This is a genomic window from Endozoicomonas sp. ALE010 (assembly GCF_049310165.1).
GTDB lineage: Bacteria > Pseudomonadota > Gammaproteobacteria > Pseudomonadales > Endozoicomonadaceae > Endozoicomonas.
This window is the reverse complement of sequence record NZ_JBLYNV010000084.1, coordinates 1-18161: the sequence shown is the minus strand read 5'-3', so window position 1 is coordinate 18161 and position 18161 is coordinate 1. Positions and strand designations below refer to the sequence as shown.

Annotated in this window: 8 protein-coding genes; all 8 read left to right on the top strand. The window is 50.8% G+C overall.

Annotation, left to right across the window (positions count from 1 at the left end; translation table 11 throughout):
- On the top strand, positions 1-322 hold a 322-nt coding region (locus ACO6UY_RS22295), incomplete at its 5' end, for a hypothetical protein (RefSeq protein ID WP_422491279.1).
- A gap of 232 nt (positions 323-554) precedes the next feature.
- A complete protein-coding gene (locus ACO6UY_RS22290) occupies positions 555-3311 on the top strand; it encodes a DUF1601 domain-containing protein (RefSeq protein ID WP_422450767.1) in 2757 nt (918 codons plus the stop codon).
- Positions 3312-3548: 237 nt separating this feature from the next.
- Positions 3549-6827 carry a DUF1601 domain-containing protein gene (locus tag ACO6UY_RS22285; protein ID WP_422461582.1) on the top strand — a complete coding sequence of 1093 codons (3279 nt, stop codon included), beginning with the start codon at positions 3549-3551 and terminating at the stop codon, positions 6825-6827.
- Between the two features lie 230 nt (positions 6828-7057).
- Entirely contained in the window at positions 7058-10213 is a 3156-nt protein-coding gene (locus ACO6UY_RS22280; RefSeq protein ID WP_422491277.1) for a DUF1601 domain-containing protein, read from the top strand.
- Between the two features lie 151 nt (positions 10214-10364).
- Positions 10365-13775: a DUF1601 domain-containing protein gene (locus ACO6UY_RS22275; RefSeq protein ID WP_422450763.1), complete on the top strand. Its 3411-nt coding sequence runs from the start codon at positions 10365-10367 to the stop codon at positions 13773-13775.
- 228 nt (positions 13776-14003) lie between these two features.
- On the top strand, positions 14004-14867 hold the full coding sequence (locus ACO6UY_RS22270; protein WP_422450761.1) for a hypothetical protein: 864 nt from the start codon (positions 14004-14006) through the stop codon (positions 14865-14867).
- On the top strand, positions 14773-15966 hold the full coding sequence (locus ACO6UY_RS22265) for an RAP domain-containing protein (RefSeq protein ID WP_422450759.1): 1194 nt from the start codon (positions 14773-14775) through the stop codon (positions 15964-15966). The genes ACO6UY_RS22270 and ACO6UY_RS22265 overlap by 95 nt, the downstream gene beginning before the upstream one ends.
- A gap of 96 nt (positions 15967-16062) precedes the next feature.
- Positions 16063-18161 (top strand): DUF1601 domain-containing protein (locus ACO6UY_RS22260; RefSeq protein ID WP_422491275.1); only part of this gene is annotated, 2099 nt, incomplete at its 3' end.

Sequence of the window (18161 nt, the reverse complement as noted above, 5' to 3'; positions counted from 1 at the left end):
TGATTTCAAAACCAGGAATGGTTCGACTCTGCTGAAAATCGCACTGTTGCAAAAAGCAGGATTTGAGGTCATTGAAATTCCGGTTAACAGGGTTTGCAATCAGGATTTAATGAAACCATACATTGATCAAGTAAAGACCAGGATAGGCATCCCGCCACAGGAGCATGGTTCTGTGTCACTTAAAAAAGAGTGGGCAGATGAGGCATACGTTCCTGCTGATAAAGGCAGGCAACCCTCAGATCACGGTTACTTAACCGCCGAAGAACATTCAGAAGAGCAAACCGGCAAACCAGGAAATAGGAAGAAAACAAACAGCCAGTAACCCCCTCCCTTCGACCCAGGAGACGTTTTCACATTCAAGTAAAGTTCTACCAGCGTTGAAGACCTGTTGCCCCTGAATTTCGCCCCGGATGATTTGAAGATAACGGATGGTTGGCATCAGGAGCAGATGCGTTTCTCCAACAGCTTACATTTATCAACATTCCAACAAAATGAACTTCTGAACAGAACAGCAGTCTGCTTCTTATATTCTCATGAATTAATGAAATATAGTTATGGATAGAAGCTCTGCTGGTATCAGTGGTCAATACGCAAGATCAGGCAATGATGACAACCAACCGGATGACCAGGCGTCTTCTTCACGGCGTGGACGATATAGATATGCCACAGTCAGACAATGGGATACCCCCTCCCGCACTGCCCCGGGGCGTCATGAATTTTACCATTCTTCCTCCACACGCTCTTCTCAACATCTACAGTACCGTTCAGTAAACCCTGCTCAAAATTTTAATGCTCTCACCAGACAGAAGATAATGGATGGCCTGGTGAAGAAATCTTATCGTTTTGGTGATCGCTATGATGGGAGACTTCACGGTCAATATGCCAGTTCAATTAAAAAATACACGTCAGCTGCTAAAAGACCGTTGAATCGAGCAGAACAAAGCCAGCTGATGCGTTTGCTGGAAAATTTTACCGCAACACGGAGCTGGAATTGGCGAAGCCTGACGACAACATTTCATTCATTGACTTCAGCGGGTGTTTTTACCCCCCATAACCCCATAGATGAGCGTGTTAAGCGCACTCAAGCTGCCTTAATGACAACGCTACTTGATGCAATAATATTCAAGTGCAACCAAAAACCTGAAGCCAGGGATATTGATGCCCAGGGAATCGCCAACCTGCTGTGGGCCATGGCGAAACTGGCAGACAGCGGGCCGGAGCGAACACTGGGGCTCAACGAGGCTGTGGCCGCACTGTTGCCCCACATGAACGCACAGAAAGACCAATTTATTCCTCAGCATATTGCCAACCTGCTATGGGCCATGGCGAAACTGGTGGACAACGGGCAGGAGCGGACACCGGGGTTCAATGAGGCCGTGGCCAGCCTATTGACCAACGTGAACGCACAGAAAGCTCACTTTATACCACAGGAAATCGCCAACCTGCTGTGGGCCATGGCAAAACTGGTGAACAACGGGCAGGAGCAGACACCAGTGTTCAAGGAGGCCGTGACCACGCTGTTGCCGCATGTGAAAGCACAGAAAGCTAATTTTAAACCACAGGAAATTACCAACCTGCTGTGGGCCATGGCGAAACTGGTGGATAACAGGCATGAGTTGACACCAGGGCTCAAAGAGGCTTTGGCCGCACTGTTGCCCCACGTGAACGCAAAAAAAAACCAATTTATTCCTCAGCATATCGCCAACCTGCTGTGGGCCATGGCAAAACTGGTGGACAACGGGCAAGAACAGACATCAGAGCTCGACGGGGCCGTGGCCGCGCTGTTGCCCCGCGTGAACGCACAGAAAGCTCACTTTAAACCACAGGAAATCGCCAACCTGCTGTGGGCCATGGCGAAACTGGTGGACAACGGGCAGGAACAGACACCAGAACTCAACGAGGCCATGGCCACACTGTTGCGACACGTGAACGCACAGAAAGCTCACTTTAAACCACAGGAAATCGCTAACCTGCTGTGGGCCATGGCAAAACTGGTGGACAACGGGCAGGGACGGACGCCAGAGTTCAATGAGGCCGTGGCCGCGCTGTTGCCCTACGCGAACACACAGAAAGCTCACTTTAAACCACAGGAAATCGCTAACCTGCTGTGGGCCATGGCAAAACTGGTGGACAACGGGCAGGAACGAACGCCAGAGTTCAATGAGGCCGTGGCCGCGCTGTTGCCCTACACGAACACACAGAAAGCTAACTTTACACCACAGGAAATCGCTAACCTGCTGTGGGCCATGGCGAAACTGGTGGACAACGGGCAGGAGTGGACACCGGGTCTCAAAGAGGCCATGGCCACACTGTTACCTCAAGTGAGCGCACAAAAAAACCAATTTATTCCTCAGCATATTGCCAGCCTGCTGTGGGCCATAGCGAAACTGATGGACAATGGGCAGGAGCGGACACCAGAACTCAACGAAGCCGTGGCCACGCTGTTACCCCACGTAAGTGCACAGAAAGATCAATTTAATCCTCAGCATATCGCCAGCCTGCTGTGGGCCATGGCGAAACTGGGCGAACTCATTGAGCTGGACTTGGTAACCACCACGTTCAAATCGCTTGTCGAGGGAATCAATGGCAACCCTCAGTTCTCTCAGCAAGCGATATTGATGTCCCTTTGGGGAGTAATGGTATGCTGTGCCAGGCTGTCTCTGGTCGCCAATGCCAATAAAAAACACGTGTTTGAAAAGCCCATGGATGACCTGTTTACTCGTCTGGAAAAAACATTCCTGCACAATGAAGAGGATCAACGCACCATTGCCCAGGCGGCAAGTTGGCTTGGCAGAGCGTGTCCGGTCGTCCCCCATTACCAGACTATCAGGTCAAAACGTCAATCCGAGGTTCGCGATCAACTCCAATCATGCTTTCCCTCTTTGCAGATTGAAGAAGAAAAGAGTCTGAATTCACTGCCTCCGGTTGACCTGCTACTGCCAGATCACAATATGGTGATTGAAGTTCAGGGGCCCTCTCATTTCGTGGGTGGTGATTTCAAAACCAGGAATGGTTCGACTCTGCTGAAAATCGCACTGTTGCAAAAAGCAGGATTTGAGGTCATTGAAATTCCGGTTAACAGGCTTTTGAATCAGGATTTAATGAAACCATACATTGATCAAATCAAGACCAGGATAGGCTTCCCGCCACTGGGTCATGGCTCTGTATCACTTAAAAGAAGGTGGCCAGATTCGGCATACGTTACTGCTGATAACGGCAGGCAACCCTCAGATCATGGTTACTTGACTGCCGAAGAACATTCAGGGGAGCAAACAGGCAAACCAGGTAGAAAGAAAAAATACAGCCAGTAAGCTCTTCCCTACCGTCATGACTCAAGCACCATTTTCACATTCAAGTAAAGTTCTACCAGCGTTGAAGACCTGTTGCCCCTGAATTTCACCCGGATGATTTGAAGATAACGAATGGTTGGCATCAAGAGCAGATGCGTTTCTCCAACGGCTTACATTTATCAACATTCCAACAAAATGAACTTCTGAACAGAACAGCAGTCTGCTTTTTATATTCTCATGAATTAATGAAATATAGTTATGGATAGAAGCTCTGCTGGTATCAGTGGTCAATACGCAAGATCAGGCAATGATGACAACCAACCGGATGACCAGGCCGCTTCTTCACGGCGTGGACGATATGGATATGCCACAGTCAGACAATGGGATCCCCCCTCCCGCACTGCCCCGGTGCGTCATGAGTTTTACCATTCTTCTTTCAAACGCTCTTCTCAACATCTAAAGTACCGTTCAGTAAACCCTGCTCAGGATTTTAATGCTCTCACCAGACATAAAATAATGGATCGCCTGGTGAATAAATCTTATCGTTTTGGTGATCGCTATAGTGGGAGACATCACGGTCAATATGCCAGCTTAATTAAAAAATACACGTTAGCTGCTAAAAGACCGTTGAATCGAGCGGAACAAAGCCAGCTGATGCGTTTGCTGGAAAATTTTACCGCAACACGGAGCTGGAATTGGCGAAGCCTGACGACAACATTTCATTCATTGACTTCAGCGGGTGTTTTTACCCCTCATAACCCCATGGATGGGCGTGTTAAGCGTACTCAAGCTGCCTTAATGACAACGCTACTTGATGCAATAATATTCAAGTGCAACCAAAAACCTGAAGCCAGTGATATTGATGCCCAGGGAATCGCCAACCTGCTGTGGGCCATGGCGAAACTGGCAGACAGAGGGCTGGAGCGAACACCAGGGCTCAACGAGGCTGTGGCCGCACTGTTGCCCCACATGAACGCACAGAAAGACCAATTTATTCCACAGCATATTGCCAACCTGCTGTGGGCCATGGCGAAACTGGTGGACAACGGGCAGGAACAGACGCCAGAACTCAATGAGGCCGTGGCCAGGTTAATGGCCGATGTGGACGCACATAAAGCTAACTTTAATCCACAGGAAATCGCCAACCTGCTGTGGGCCATGGCGAAACTGGTGAACAATGGACAGAAGCGAATACCAGAGTTCAACGAGGCCATGGCATCCTTGTTGCCCCTCGTGAACGCACAGAAAGACCAATTTATTCCTCAACATATCGCCAACCTGCTGTGGGCCATGGCGAAACTGGTGGACAACGGGCCAAAGCAGACACCAGGGTTCAAAGGGGCCGTAGCCACGCTGTTGCCCCTCGTGAACGCACAGAAAGACCAATTTAATGCCCAGGGCATTGCCAACCTGCTGTGGGCCATGGCAAAACTGGTGGACAACGGGTACGAACAGACACCAGATCTCAACAAGGCCGTGGCCGCGCTGTTGCCCCACGTGAAAGCACAGAAAGACCAATTTAATAGCCAGGGCATTGCCAACCTGCTGTGGGCCATGGCGAAACTGGAGGACCACGGGCAGGAGCGCACACCAGGGCTCAACAAGGCCGTGGCCGCGCTGTTGCCCCACGTGAACGCAAAAAAAAACCAATTTATTCCTCAGCATATCGCCAACCTGCTGTGGGCCTTGGCAAAACTGGTGGACCACGGGCAGGAGCGCACACCAGGGCTCAACAAGGCCGTGGCCACGTTGCTGCCCCACGTGAACGCACAGAAAGCTAACTTTAAACGACAGGAAATCGCCAACCTGCTGTGGGCTATGGCGAAACTGGTGGACAACAGGCAAAAGCGAACACCAGAGCTCAACGAGGCGGTGGCCGCTCTATTGCCTCACGTGAACGCACAGAAAGGTAACTTTAAACCACAGGATATCGCCAACCTGCTGTGGGCCATGGCAAAACTGGTGGACAAGGGGCAGGAGCGAACACCAGTGCTCAAAGAGGCTGTGGCCACACTGTTGCCCGACGTGAACGCAAAAAAACACCAATTTATTCCTCAGCATATCGCCTACCTGCTGTGGGCCATGGCAAAACTGGTGAGCAAGGGGCAAGAGCGAACACCAGGGCTCAACAAGGCCGTGGCCGCGCTGTTGCCCTACGTAAACGCACATAAAGACCAATTTACTCCTCCGCATATCGCCAACCTGCTGTGGGCGATAGCGAAATTGCTGGACAACGGGCAGGATAGGACTCCAGAGCTTACAGAGGCCGTGGCCGCACTGTTGCCACAAGTGAACGCACAGAAAGATAACTTTAAACCACAGGGTATCGCCAACCTGCTGTGTGCCATGGCGAAACTGGTGAATAGCGGGCAGGAGCGGACATCAGACTTTAACGAAGCCGTGGCTGCGCTGTTGCCTCACCTGAACGCGGGGAAGCACCAATTTAATGCCCAGGAAATCGCCATCCTGCTGTGGGCCATGGCGAAGCTGGTGGACAACGGGCAGGAGCGAACACCAGAGTTTAACGAGGCCATAGCCGCGCTGTTGCCACAGGTCAACAAAGAGAAAGCTAACTTTAAACCACAGGAAATCGCCAACCTGCTGTGGGCCATGGCGAAACTGGTGGACAGCGGGGAGTGGACATCGACGCTCAACGAGGCCGTGGCCGCACTATTGCGCCACGTGAACACACAAAAAGCTAACTTTAAGCCAAAGGAAATCGCCAATCTGCTGTGGGCCCCGGCGAAACTGGGTGAGTTCGTTGAGCTGAACGTGGTGACCTCTACGTTTGCATCGCTTGTTTACCGAATCAGTGAAAACCCTCAGCTCTCACAGCAAGACCTATTGATTTCTCTCTGGGGAGTGATGGTTTGCTGTGCCAGATTGTCTCTGAACTCTAAAAACAATAACTGGCTTGAAAAGCACATGGATGACCTGTTTACCCGTCTGGAAAATACATTCCTGCACAATGAAGAGGATCAACGCATCATTACCATGGCCGCCAGTTGGCTTGGGAGAGCGTGCCCGGTCGTCCCCCATTACCCGACTACCAGGTCAAAACGTCAATCCGAGGTTCGCCATCTACTCCAATCATGCATTCCATCTTTGCGGATTGAAGAAGAAAAGAGTCTGAATTCATTACCTCCGGTTGACCTGCTACTGCCAGATCACAACCTGGTGATTGAAGTTCAGGGGCCCTCTCATTACGTGGGTGGTGATTTCAACACCAGGAAGGGTTCGACTCTGCTGAAAATCGCACTGTTGCAAAAAGCAGGATTTGAGGTCATTGAAATTCCGGTTTACAGGCTTGGCAATCAGGATTTAATGAAACCATACATTGATCAAATAAAGACCAGGACAGGGATCCCGCTACAGGGGCATGGCTCTGTATCACTTAAAAGAAGGTGGGCAGATGCGGCATACGTTACTGCTGATAAAGGCAGGCAACTCACAGATCACGGTGACTTAACTGCCGAAAAACAGTTAGAAGAACAAACCGGCAAACCAGCCAAGAGAAAGAGAAAAAACAACCAGTAATTCCCTCCCTTCGCCCCAGGAACCGTTTTCATATTCCAGGAAAGTTCTACCAGAGTTGAAGACCTGTTGCCCCTGAATTTCGCCCTGATGATTTGAAGATAACGGATGGTTGGCATCAGGAGCAGATGCTTTCTCCAACTGCTTACATTTATCAACATTCCAACAAAATGAACTTCTGAACAGAACAGCAGTCTGCTTTTTATATTCTCATGAATTAATGAAATATAGTTATGGATAGAAGCTCTGCTGGTATCAGTGGTCAATACGCAAGATCAGGCAATGATGACAACCAACCGGATGACCAGGCCACTTCTTCACGGCGTGGACGATATAGATATGCCACAATCAGACAATGGCATACCCCCTCCCGCACTGCCCCGGGGCGTAATGAATTTTACCATTCTTCTTTCACACGCTCTTCACAACATCTACAGTACCGTTCAGTAAACCCTGCTCAAGATTTCAATACCCTCACCAGACAGGAAATAATGGCTGGCCTGCTGAGTAAATCTTACTGTTTCGGTGATCACTATGATGGGAAAGATCACGGCCTATATGCCAATTCAATTAAAAAATACACGTCAGCTGCTAAAAGACCATTAAATCAAGCCGAGCAAAGCCAGCTGATACGTTTACTGCAAAGTTTTTCCGTAACACGGAGCTGGAATTGGCGAAGCCTGACGACAACACTGCACTCATTTACTTCAGCGGGTGTTTTTACCTCCCATAACCCCATAGATGAGCGTGTTAAGCGCACTCAAGCTGCCTTACTGTCAACGCTACTTGATGCAATCATATTCAAGTGCAACCAAAAACCTCCAGCCAGGGATATTGATGCCCAGGGTGTCTCCAACCTGCTGTGGGCCATGGCAAAACTGGTAGACAGCGGGCAGGAGCGAACACCAGGGCTCAAAGAGGCTGTGGCCGCACTGTTGCCCCACATGAACGCACAAAAAGACCAATTTATTCCTCAGCATATTGCCAACCTGATGTGGGCCATGGCGAAACTGGTGGACAACGGGCAGGAGCGAACACCAGAGTTTAACGAGGCCTCGGCCAGCCTATTGCCCAACGTGAACGCACAGAAAGCTCACTTTAAACCACAGGAAATCACCAACCTGCTGTGGGCCATGGCGAAACTGGTAGACAACGGGCAGGAACGGACCCCAGAACTCAAAGAGACCGTGGCAGCGCTGTTGCCTCACGTAAACATACAAAAAGCTCACTTTAAACCACAGGAAATCGCCAACCTGCTGTGGGCCATGGCGAAACTGGTGGACAATGGGCGTAAGCAGACACCAGGGCTCAAAGGGACTGTGGCCGTGCTGTTGCCCCTCGTGAACGCAAAGAAAAACCAATTTAATGCCCAGGACATTACCAACCTGCTATGGAGCATGGCAAAACTGGTGGACAACGGGCTGGAGCAAACACCAGATCTCAACGAGGCCGTGGCCGCGCTGTTGCTCCTCGTGAACGCGCAGAAAGACCAATTCAATAGCCAAGGCATTACCAACCTGCTGTGGGCCATGGCGAAACTGGTGGATAACAGGCATGAATTGACACCAGGGCTCAACATGGCCGTGGCCGCGTTGCTGCCCCACGTGAACGCACAGAAAGCTAACTTTAAACCACAGGAAATCGCCAACCTGCTGTGGGCTATGGCGAAACTGGTGGACAACAGGCAAAAGCGAACACCAGAGCTCAACGAGGCGGTGGCTGCGCTGTTGTCCCACGTGAGCGCACAAAAAGCAAACTTTACACCACAGGGTATCGCCAACCTGCTGTGGGCCATGGCAAAACTGGTGGACAAGGGGCAGGAGCGAACACCAGGGCTCAAAGAGGCTATGGCCACACTGTTGCCCCACGTGAACGCAAAAAAAAACCAATTTATTCCTCAGCATATCGCCAACCTGCTGTGGGCAATGGCAAAACTGGTGGACAACGGACAGGAACAAACACCAGAACTCAACGAGGCCGTGGCCGCGCTGTTGCCCCACGTGAACGCAAAAAAAAACCAATTTATTCCTCAGCACATCGCCAACCTGCTGTGGGCCATGGCGAAACTGGTGGACAACGGGCAGGAGAAAACACCAGAACTCAACGAGGCCGTGGCCGCACTGTTGCCCCAAGTGAGCGCACAGAAAGCTAACTTTACACCACAGGGTATCGCCAACCTGCTGTGGGCCATGGCCAAACTGCTGGACAACGGGCAGAAGCGGACACCGGGGCTCAATGAGGCCGTGGCCAGCCTATTGCCCGACGTGAACGCACAGAAAGCTAACTTTAAACCACAGGAAATCGCCAACCTGCTATGGACCACGGCGAAACTGGTGGACAACGTGCAGGAGCAGACATCAGGGCTCAACGAGGCTGTGGTCGCGCTGTTGCCCCAGGTGAACGTACAGAAAGACCAATTTATTCCTCAGCATATTGCCAACCTGCTGTGGGCCATGGCGAAACTGGTGGACAGCGGGCAGGAGTGGACACCAGGGCTCAACGAGGCTGTGGCAGCGCTGCTGCCCCACGTGAACGCACAAATAGACCAATTTAATGCCCAGGGTATTGCCAACCTGCTGTGGGCCATGGCGAAACTGGGTGACTTTGTTGAGCTGAACGTGGTTACATCTGCGGTTGAATCCCTTGTCTACCGAATCAGTAAAAAACCTCAGCTCCCTAAGCAAGAGATATCGCTCTCTCTCTGGGGAGTAATGGTATGTTGTGCCAGGCAATCTCTACTCTCCAATGCCAATAAAAATAACGTGCTTGAAACACACATGAATGACCTGTTTACTCGCCTGGAAAATACATTCCCAGACAATGAAGAGGAACAATCCGTTATTGCCATGGCCGCAAGTTGGCTTGGGAGATCATGCCCGTTCGTCCCCCATTACCAGACAATCATGTCAAAACCTCAAGTCGAATTCCGCAATCAACTCCAATCATGCATTCCCTCTTTGCAGATTGAAGAAGAAAAGAGTCTGAACTCACTGCCTCCGGTTAACCTGCTACTGCCAGATCACAACATGGTGATTGAAGTTCAGGGACCGTCTCATTATGTGGGTGGTGATTTCAACACCAGGAAGGGTTCGACGCTGCTGAAAATCGCGCTGTTGCAAAAAGCAGGATTTGAGGTCATTGAAATCCCAGCTAACATGCTTGTCAATCAGGATTTAATGAAACCATACATTGATCAAATAAAGACCAGGATAGGCTTCCCGCCACAGGGGCATGGCTCTGTATCACTTAAAAGAAGGTGGGCAGATGAGGCATACGTTACTGCTGATAAAGGCAGGCAACCCTCAGATCATGGTTACTTAACCGCCGAAGAACATTCAAAAGAGCAAACCGGCAGACCAGGAAAGAGGAAGAAAACAACCAGCCAGTAATCCTCTCCCTTCGACCCAGGAACCGTTTTCACATTCCAGGAAAGTTCTACCAACGTTGAAGACCTGTTGTCCCTGAATTTCGCCCCAAATGAACTTCTGAACAGAACAGCAGTCTGCTTTTTATATTCTCATGAATTAATGAAATATAGTTATGGATAGAAGCTATGCTGGTATCAGTGGTCAATTCGCAAGATCAGGCAATGATTACAACCAACCGGATGGCCAGGCCACTTCTTCACGGCGTGGACGATATAGATATGCCACAGTAAGACAATGGGATAACCCCTCCCGTAATGCCCCGGGACGTAATGAATTTTACCATTCTTCTTTCACACGCTCTTCTCAACATCTACAGTACCGTTCAGTAAACCCTGTTCAAGATTTCAATAGCCTCACCAGACAGGAAATAATGGATGGCCTGCTGAGTAACTCTTATCGTTTCGGTGATCGTTATGATGGGAGAAATCACGGGCAATATGCCAGCTCAATAAAAAAATACACGTTAGCTGCTAAAAGACCGTTAAATCGAGCGGAACAAAACCAGCTGATGCCTTTGCTGCAAAATTTCACAGCAACGCGGAAATGGAATTGGCGAAGCCTGACAACAACACTGCACTCATTTACTTCAGCGGGTGTTTTTACCCCCCATACCCCCATAGATGAGCGTGTTAAGCATACTCAAGTTGCCTTATTGTCAACGCTAGTTGATGCAATAATATTCAAGTGCAACCAAAAAATTGAAACCAGCTATATTGGTGCCCAGGGTGTCGCCAACCTGCTGTGGGCCATGGCGAAACTGGTAGACAGCGGGCAGGAGCAAAAACCAGGGCTCAACGAGGCTGTGGCCGCACTGTTGCCCCACATGAACGCTCAGAAAGACCAATTTAATGCTCAGGGCATTAGCAACCTGCTGTGGGCCATGGCGAAACTGGTGGACAAGGGCCAGGAGCGGACACCGGGGCTCAATGAGGCCGTGGCCAGCCTGTTGCCCAACGTGAACGCACAGAAAGCTAACTTTAAACCACAGGAAATTGCCAACCTGCTGTGGGCCATGGCGAAACTGGTGGACAACGGGCAGGAATGGACAACAGGGCTCAAAGGGGCCGTGACCGCACTGTTACCCTACGTGAACGCACAGAAAGCTAACTTTAAACCACAGGAAATCACCAACCTGCTGTGGGCCATGGCGAAACTGGTGGACAACGGGCTGGAGCGGACACCAGAGCTCAAAGAGGCCGTGGCCGTGCTGTTACCCCACGTAAACGCACAGAAAGCTAACTTTAAACCACAGGAAATCGCCAACCTGCTGTGGGCCATGGCGAAACTGACGGACAACGGGGAGTGGACACCGGAGCTTAAAGAGGCAGTGGCCACGCTGTTACCCTTCGTGAACGCACAGAAATGCCAATTTAATGCCCAGGCTATAGCCAACCTGCTGTGGGCCATGGCGAAACTGGTGAACAACGGGGAGTGGACACCGGAGTTTAAAGAGGCAGTGGCCACGCTGTTACCCTTCGTGAACGCACAGAAATGCCAATTTAATGCCCAGGGTATAGCCAACCTGATGTGGGCCATGGCGAAACTGGTAGACAACGGGCAGGACCGGACACCAGAGTTCAAAAAGCCTGTGGCCGCGCTGTTGCCCCACGTGAACGCACAGAAAGCTAACTTTAATCCACAGGAAGTCGCCAACCTGCTGTGGGCCATGGCGAAACTGGTGGACAGTGGGCAGGAGTGGTCACCAGCGCTCAAAGGGGCTGTGGCCGCTCTGTTGCCCCGCGTGAGCGCACATAGATACCAATTTAATGCCCAGGGCATCGCCAACCTGCTGTGGACCATGGCGAAACTGATGGACATCGAACAGGAGCAGACACCAGGGCTCAAAGAGGCCGTGGCCGCGCTGTTGCCCCACGTGAACGCACAGAAAAACCAATTTATTCCGCAGCATATCGTCAACCTGCTGTGGGCCATGGCGAAACTGGCGGACAACGGGCAGGAGCAGACACCAGAGTTCAAAGAGGCCGTGGCTGCGCTGTTGCCCCACGTGAACGCACAGAAAGACCAATTTAATCCTCAGCATATCGCCAACCTGCTGTGGGCCATGGCGAAACTGGCGGACAATGGGCAGAAGCAGACACCAGAGTTCAAAGAGGCCGTGGCTGCGCTGTTGCCCCACGTGAACGCACAGAAAGACCAATTTAATGCCCAGGGTATAACCAACCTGCTGTGGGCCATGGCGAAACTGGTTGTCAACGGGCAGGAGCGGACACCAGGGCTCCAAGAGACCTTGGCCGCGCTGTTGCCCCACGTGAACACACAGAAAGAACAATTTAATCCTCAGCATATCGCCAACCTGCTGTGGGCCATGGCGAAACTGGTGGACAACGTGCAGGAGCAGACATCAGGGCTCAACGAGGCTGTGGTTGCGCTGTTGCCCCAGGTGAACGTACAGAAAGACCAATTTATTCCTCAGCATATTGCCAACCTGCTGTGGGCCATGGCGAAACTGGTGGACAGCGGGCAGGCGTGGACACCAGGGCTCAACGAGGCTGTGGCAGCGCTGCTGCCCCACGTGAACACACAAATAGACCAATTTAATGCCCAGGGTATTGCCAACCTGCTGTGGGCCATGGCGAAACTGGTGGACAGCGGGCAGACGTGGACACCAGGGCTCAACGAGGCTGTGGCAGCGCTGCTGCCCCACATGAACGCACAAATAGACCAATTCAATGCCCAGGGTATTGCCAACCTGCTGTGGGCCATGGCGAAACTGGGTGACTTTGTTGAGCTGAACGTGGTTACATCTGCGGTTGAATCCCTTGTCTACCGAATCAGTAAAAAACCTCAGCTCTCAAAGCAAGAGATATCGATGTCTCTCTGGGGAGTAATGGTATGTTGTGCCAGGCAATCTCTACTCTCCAATGCCAATAAAAATAACGTGCTTGAAACACACATGAATGACCTGTTTACTCGCCTGAAAAATACATTCCCAGACAATGAAGAGGAACAATCCGTTATTGCCATGGCCGCAAGTTGGCTTGGGAGATCATGCCCGTTCGTCCCCCATTACCAGACAATCATGTCAAAACCTCAAGCCGAATTCCGCAATCAGCTCCAATCATGCATTCCCTCTTTGCAGATTGAAGAAGAAAAGAGTCATAACTCACTGCCTCCGGTTGACCTGCTACTGCCAGATCACAACATGGTGATTGAAGTTCAGGGGCCCTCTCATTACGTGGGTGGTGATTTCAAAACCAGGAATGGTTCGACTCTGCTGAAAATCGCACTGCTGAGAAAATCAGGATTTGAGGTCATTGAAATCCCTGCTAACATGCTTTGGAACCAAGGTTCAATTAAACGATGTATTGATCAAATAAAGACCAGGATAGGCATCCCGCCACAGGGGCATGGCTCTGTATCACTTAAAAGAAGGTGGGCAGATACGGCATACATTACTGCTGATGACAGGCAATCCTCAGATCACGGTTACTTAACCGCCGAAGAACATTCAGAAGAGCAAACCGACAAACCTGCAAAGAGGAAGAAAACAAACAGCCAGTAATCCCCTCCCTTCGACCCAGGAACCGTTTCACATTCCAGGAAAGTTCTACCAGCGTTGAAGACCTGTTCCCCCTGAATTTCGCCCCGGATGTTTGGAAGATAACGGATTGGTGGCAACAGGAGCAGATGCGTTTCTCCAACTGCTTACATTTATCAATATTCCAACAAAATGAACTTCTGAACAGAACAGCAGTCTGCTTTTAATTTCATAAATTAATGAAATATAGTTATGGATAGAAGCTCTGCTGGTATCAGTGGTCAATACGCAAGATCAGGCAATGATGACAACCTACCGGATGACCAGGCGTCTTCTTCAAGGCATGGACGATATGGATATGCCACAGTCAGACAATGGGATAACCCCTCCCGCACTGCCTCGGTGCGTCATGAATTTTACCATTCTTCTGTCACGCGCTCTTCTCAACATCTACAGTACCGTTCAGTAAACCCTGCTCAGGATTTTAATGCTCTCACCAGACAGGAAATAATGGATGACCTTATGAGTAAATCTTACCGTTTCGGTGATCGCTATGATGGGAGACTTGACGGTAATTATGCCAGTTCAATTAAAAAATACACGTCAGCTGCTAAAAGACCGTTGAATCGAACGGAACAAAGCCAGCTGATGCATTTGCTGCAAAATTTCACAGCAACGCCAAGCTGGAATTGGCGAAGCCTGACGACAACACTTCATTCCTTGACTTCAGCGGGTGCTTTTACCCTCCATAACCCCATAGATGAGCGTGTTAAGCTTACTCAAGCTGCCTTACTGTCAACGCTATTTGATGCCATCATATTCAAGTGCAACCAAAAACCTCCAGCCAGGGATATTGATGCCCAGGGTGTCGCCAACCTGCTGTGGGCCATGGCGAAACTGGTGGATAAAAGGCATGAGTTGACACCAGGGCTCAAGAAGGCTGTAGCCGCACTGTTGCCCCACGTGAACGCAAAAAAAAAACCAATTTATTCCTCAGCATATCGCCAACCTGCTGTGGGCCATGGCGAAACTGGTAGACAACGGGCAGGAACGGACCCCAGAACTCAAAGAGAGCGTGGCCGCGCTGTTACCCCACGTGAGCGCACAGAAAGCTAACTTTACACCACAGAGTATCGCCAACCTGCTGTGGGCCATGGCGAAACTGGTGGACAACGGGCAGAAGCGGACACCGGGGCTCAATGAGGCGGTGGCTGCGCTGTTGCCCCACGTGAACGGACAGAAAGCTACCTTTAAACCACAGGAAATCGCCAACCTGCTATGGGCCACGGCGAAACTGGTGGACAACGGGCAGGAGCAGACACCGCAGCTCAAAGATGCCGTGGCCGTGCTGTTGCCACAAGTGAACCCGGAGAAAGCTAACTTTAAACCACAGGAAATCGCCAATCTGCTGTGGGCCACGGCGAAACTGGGTGAGATCGTTGAGCTGAACGTGGTTACCTCTATGTTTGAATCGCTTGTTTACCGAATCATTGAAAACCCTCAGCTCTCACAGCAAGACATATTGATGTCTCTCTGGGGAGTAATGGTTTGCTGTGCCAGATTGTCTCTGGACTCCAATAACAATAACTGGCTTGAAAAGCACATCGATGACCTGTTTATTCGCCTGGAAAATACATCCCCGAACAATGAAGAGGGTCAACACACCATTGCGAAGGCCGCAAGTTGGCTTGGGAGACCGTGTCCGTTCGTCCCCCATTACCATGCAAACGTTTCAAACCGTCAATCCCACTTCCGCAATCAACTGCAATCATGCATTCCATCTTTACGGATTGAAGAAGAAAAGAGTCTGAATTCATTACCACCGGTTGACCTGCTACTGCCAGATCACAACCTGGTGATTGAAGTTCAGGGACCGTCTCATTACGTGGGTGGTGATTTCAACACCAGGAAGGGTTCGACTCTGCTGAAAATCGCACTGTTGCAAAAAGCAGGATTTGAGGTCATTGAAATTCCGGTTAACAGGCTTTGGAATCAGGATTTAACGAAACCATACATTGATCAAATAAAGACCAGGATAGGCATCCCGCCACAGGGGCATGGCTCTGTATCACTTAAAAGAAGGTGGGCAGACGATTCATACGTTACTGCTGATAAAGGCAGGCAACCCTCAAATCATGGTTACCTAGCCGCCGAAGAACAGTTACAAGAACAAACCGGCAAACCAGCCAGGAGGAAGAGAAAAAACAGCCAGTAATTCCCTCCCTGCATTTATCAACATTCCAACAAAATGAACTTCTGAACAGAGCAGCAGTCTGCTTCTTATATTCTCATGAATTAATGAAATATAGTTATGGATAGAAGTTCTGCTGGTATCAGATGTCAATACCCAAGATCAGGCAATGATGACAACCAACCGGGTGACCAGGCCGCTTCTTCACGGCGTGGACGATATGGACATGCCACAGTCAGACAATGGGATCCCCCTTCCCGCACTGCCCCGAGGCGTCATGAGTTTTACCATTCTTCTTTCACACGCTCTTCACAACATCTACAGTACCGTTCAGTAAACTCTGCTCAAGATTTCAACACCCTCACCAGACAGGAAATAATGGCTGACCTGCTGACTAAATCTTATCGTTTTGGTGATCGCTATGATGGGAGACTTCACGGTCAATATGCCAGTTCAATTAAAAAATACACGTCAGCGTCTAAAAGACCATTAAATCGAGCCGAACAAAGCCAGCTGATACGTTTACTGCAAAATTTTTCCGTAACCCGGAGCTGGAATTGGCGAAGCCTGACGACAACACTTCAATCATTGACTTCAGCGGGTGTATTTACCCCTCATAACCCCATGGAGGAGCGTGTTAAGCGTACTCAAGCGGCCTTACTGTCAACGCTACTTGATGCAATAATATTCAAGTGCAACCAAAAACCTCAAGCCAGGGATATTGATGCTCAGGGAATCGCCAACCTGCTGTGGGCCATGGCAAAACTGGTAGACAGCGGGCAGGAGCGAACACCAAGGTTCAACGAGGCCGTGGCTACGCTGTTACCCCACGTAAATGGACAGAAAGCTAACTTTAAACCACAGGGAATCGCCAACCTGCTGTGGGCCATGGCGAAACTGGTGGACAAGGGCCAGGAGCGGACACCGGGGCTCAATGAGGCCCTGGCCAGGCTATTGCCCGACGTGAACGCACAGAAAGATAACTTTAAACCACAGGAAATTGCCAACCTGCTGTGGGCCATGGCGAAACTGGTGGACAAGGGCCAGGAGCGGACACCGGGGCTCAATGAGGCCCTGGCCAGGCTATTGCCCGACGTGAACGCACAGAAAGATAACTTTAAACCACAGGAAATTGCCAACCTGCTGTGGGCCATGGCGAAACTGGTGGACAACGGGCACGAGCAGACACCAGGGCTCAACGGGGCCGTGGCCGTGCTCTTGCCCCTCGTGAACGCACAGAAAAACCAATTTATTCCTCAGCATATCGCCAACCTGCTGTGGGCCATGGCGAAACTGGTGGACAAAGGGCAGGAGCAGACACCAGAACTCAAAGAGGCCGTGACAGCACTGTTGCTCCCCGTGAACGCACAGAAAACCAACTTTAAACCACAGGAAATTGCCAACCTGTTGTGGGCCATGGCGAAACTGGTGGACAACGGGCACGAGCAGACACCAGGGCTCAACGGGGCCGTGGCCGTGCTGTTGCCCCTCGTGCATGAACAGAAAGACCAACTTAATGCCCAGGGAATCACCAACCTGCTATGGGCCATGGCGAAACTGGTGGACAACGGGCAGGAGCAAACACCAGAACTCAACGAGACCGTGGCCGCGCTGTTGCCCCTCATGAATGCAAAGAAAGACCAATTTATTCCTCAGGCTATCGTCAACCTACTGTGGGCCATGGCGAAAATGGTGGACAACGGGCAGGAGCACATACCAGGGCTCAAAGAGGCCGTGGCCGCGCTGTTGCCCCACGTGAACGCACAGAAAGACCAGCTTAATACCCAGGGTATCGCCAACCTGCTATGGGCCATGGCAAACCTGGTGGACAACGGGCAGGAGCAGACACCAGAACTCAACAAGGCGGTGACCGCGCTGTTGCCCCTCGTGAACGCACAAAAAGACCCATTTATTCCTCAGCATATCGCCAACCTGCTGTGGGCCATGGCGAAACTGGCGGACAACGGGCAGGAGCGAACACCTGAACTCAACGAGGCCGTGGCCGCGCTGTTGCCCCACGTAAACGCACAGAAAGACCAATTTATTCCTCAGCATATCGCCAACCTGCTGTGGGCCATGGCGAAACTGGTGGACAATGGGCAGGAGCAAACACCAGGGTTCAGACAGACCGTGGCCGCACTGTTGCTCCTCGTGAACGCACAGAAAACCAACTTTAAACCTCAGGAAATTGCCAACCTGCTGTGGGCCATAGCGAAACT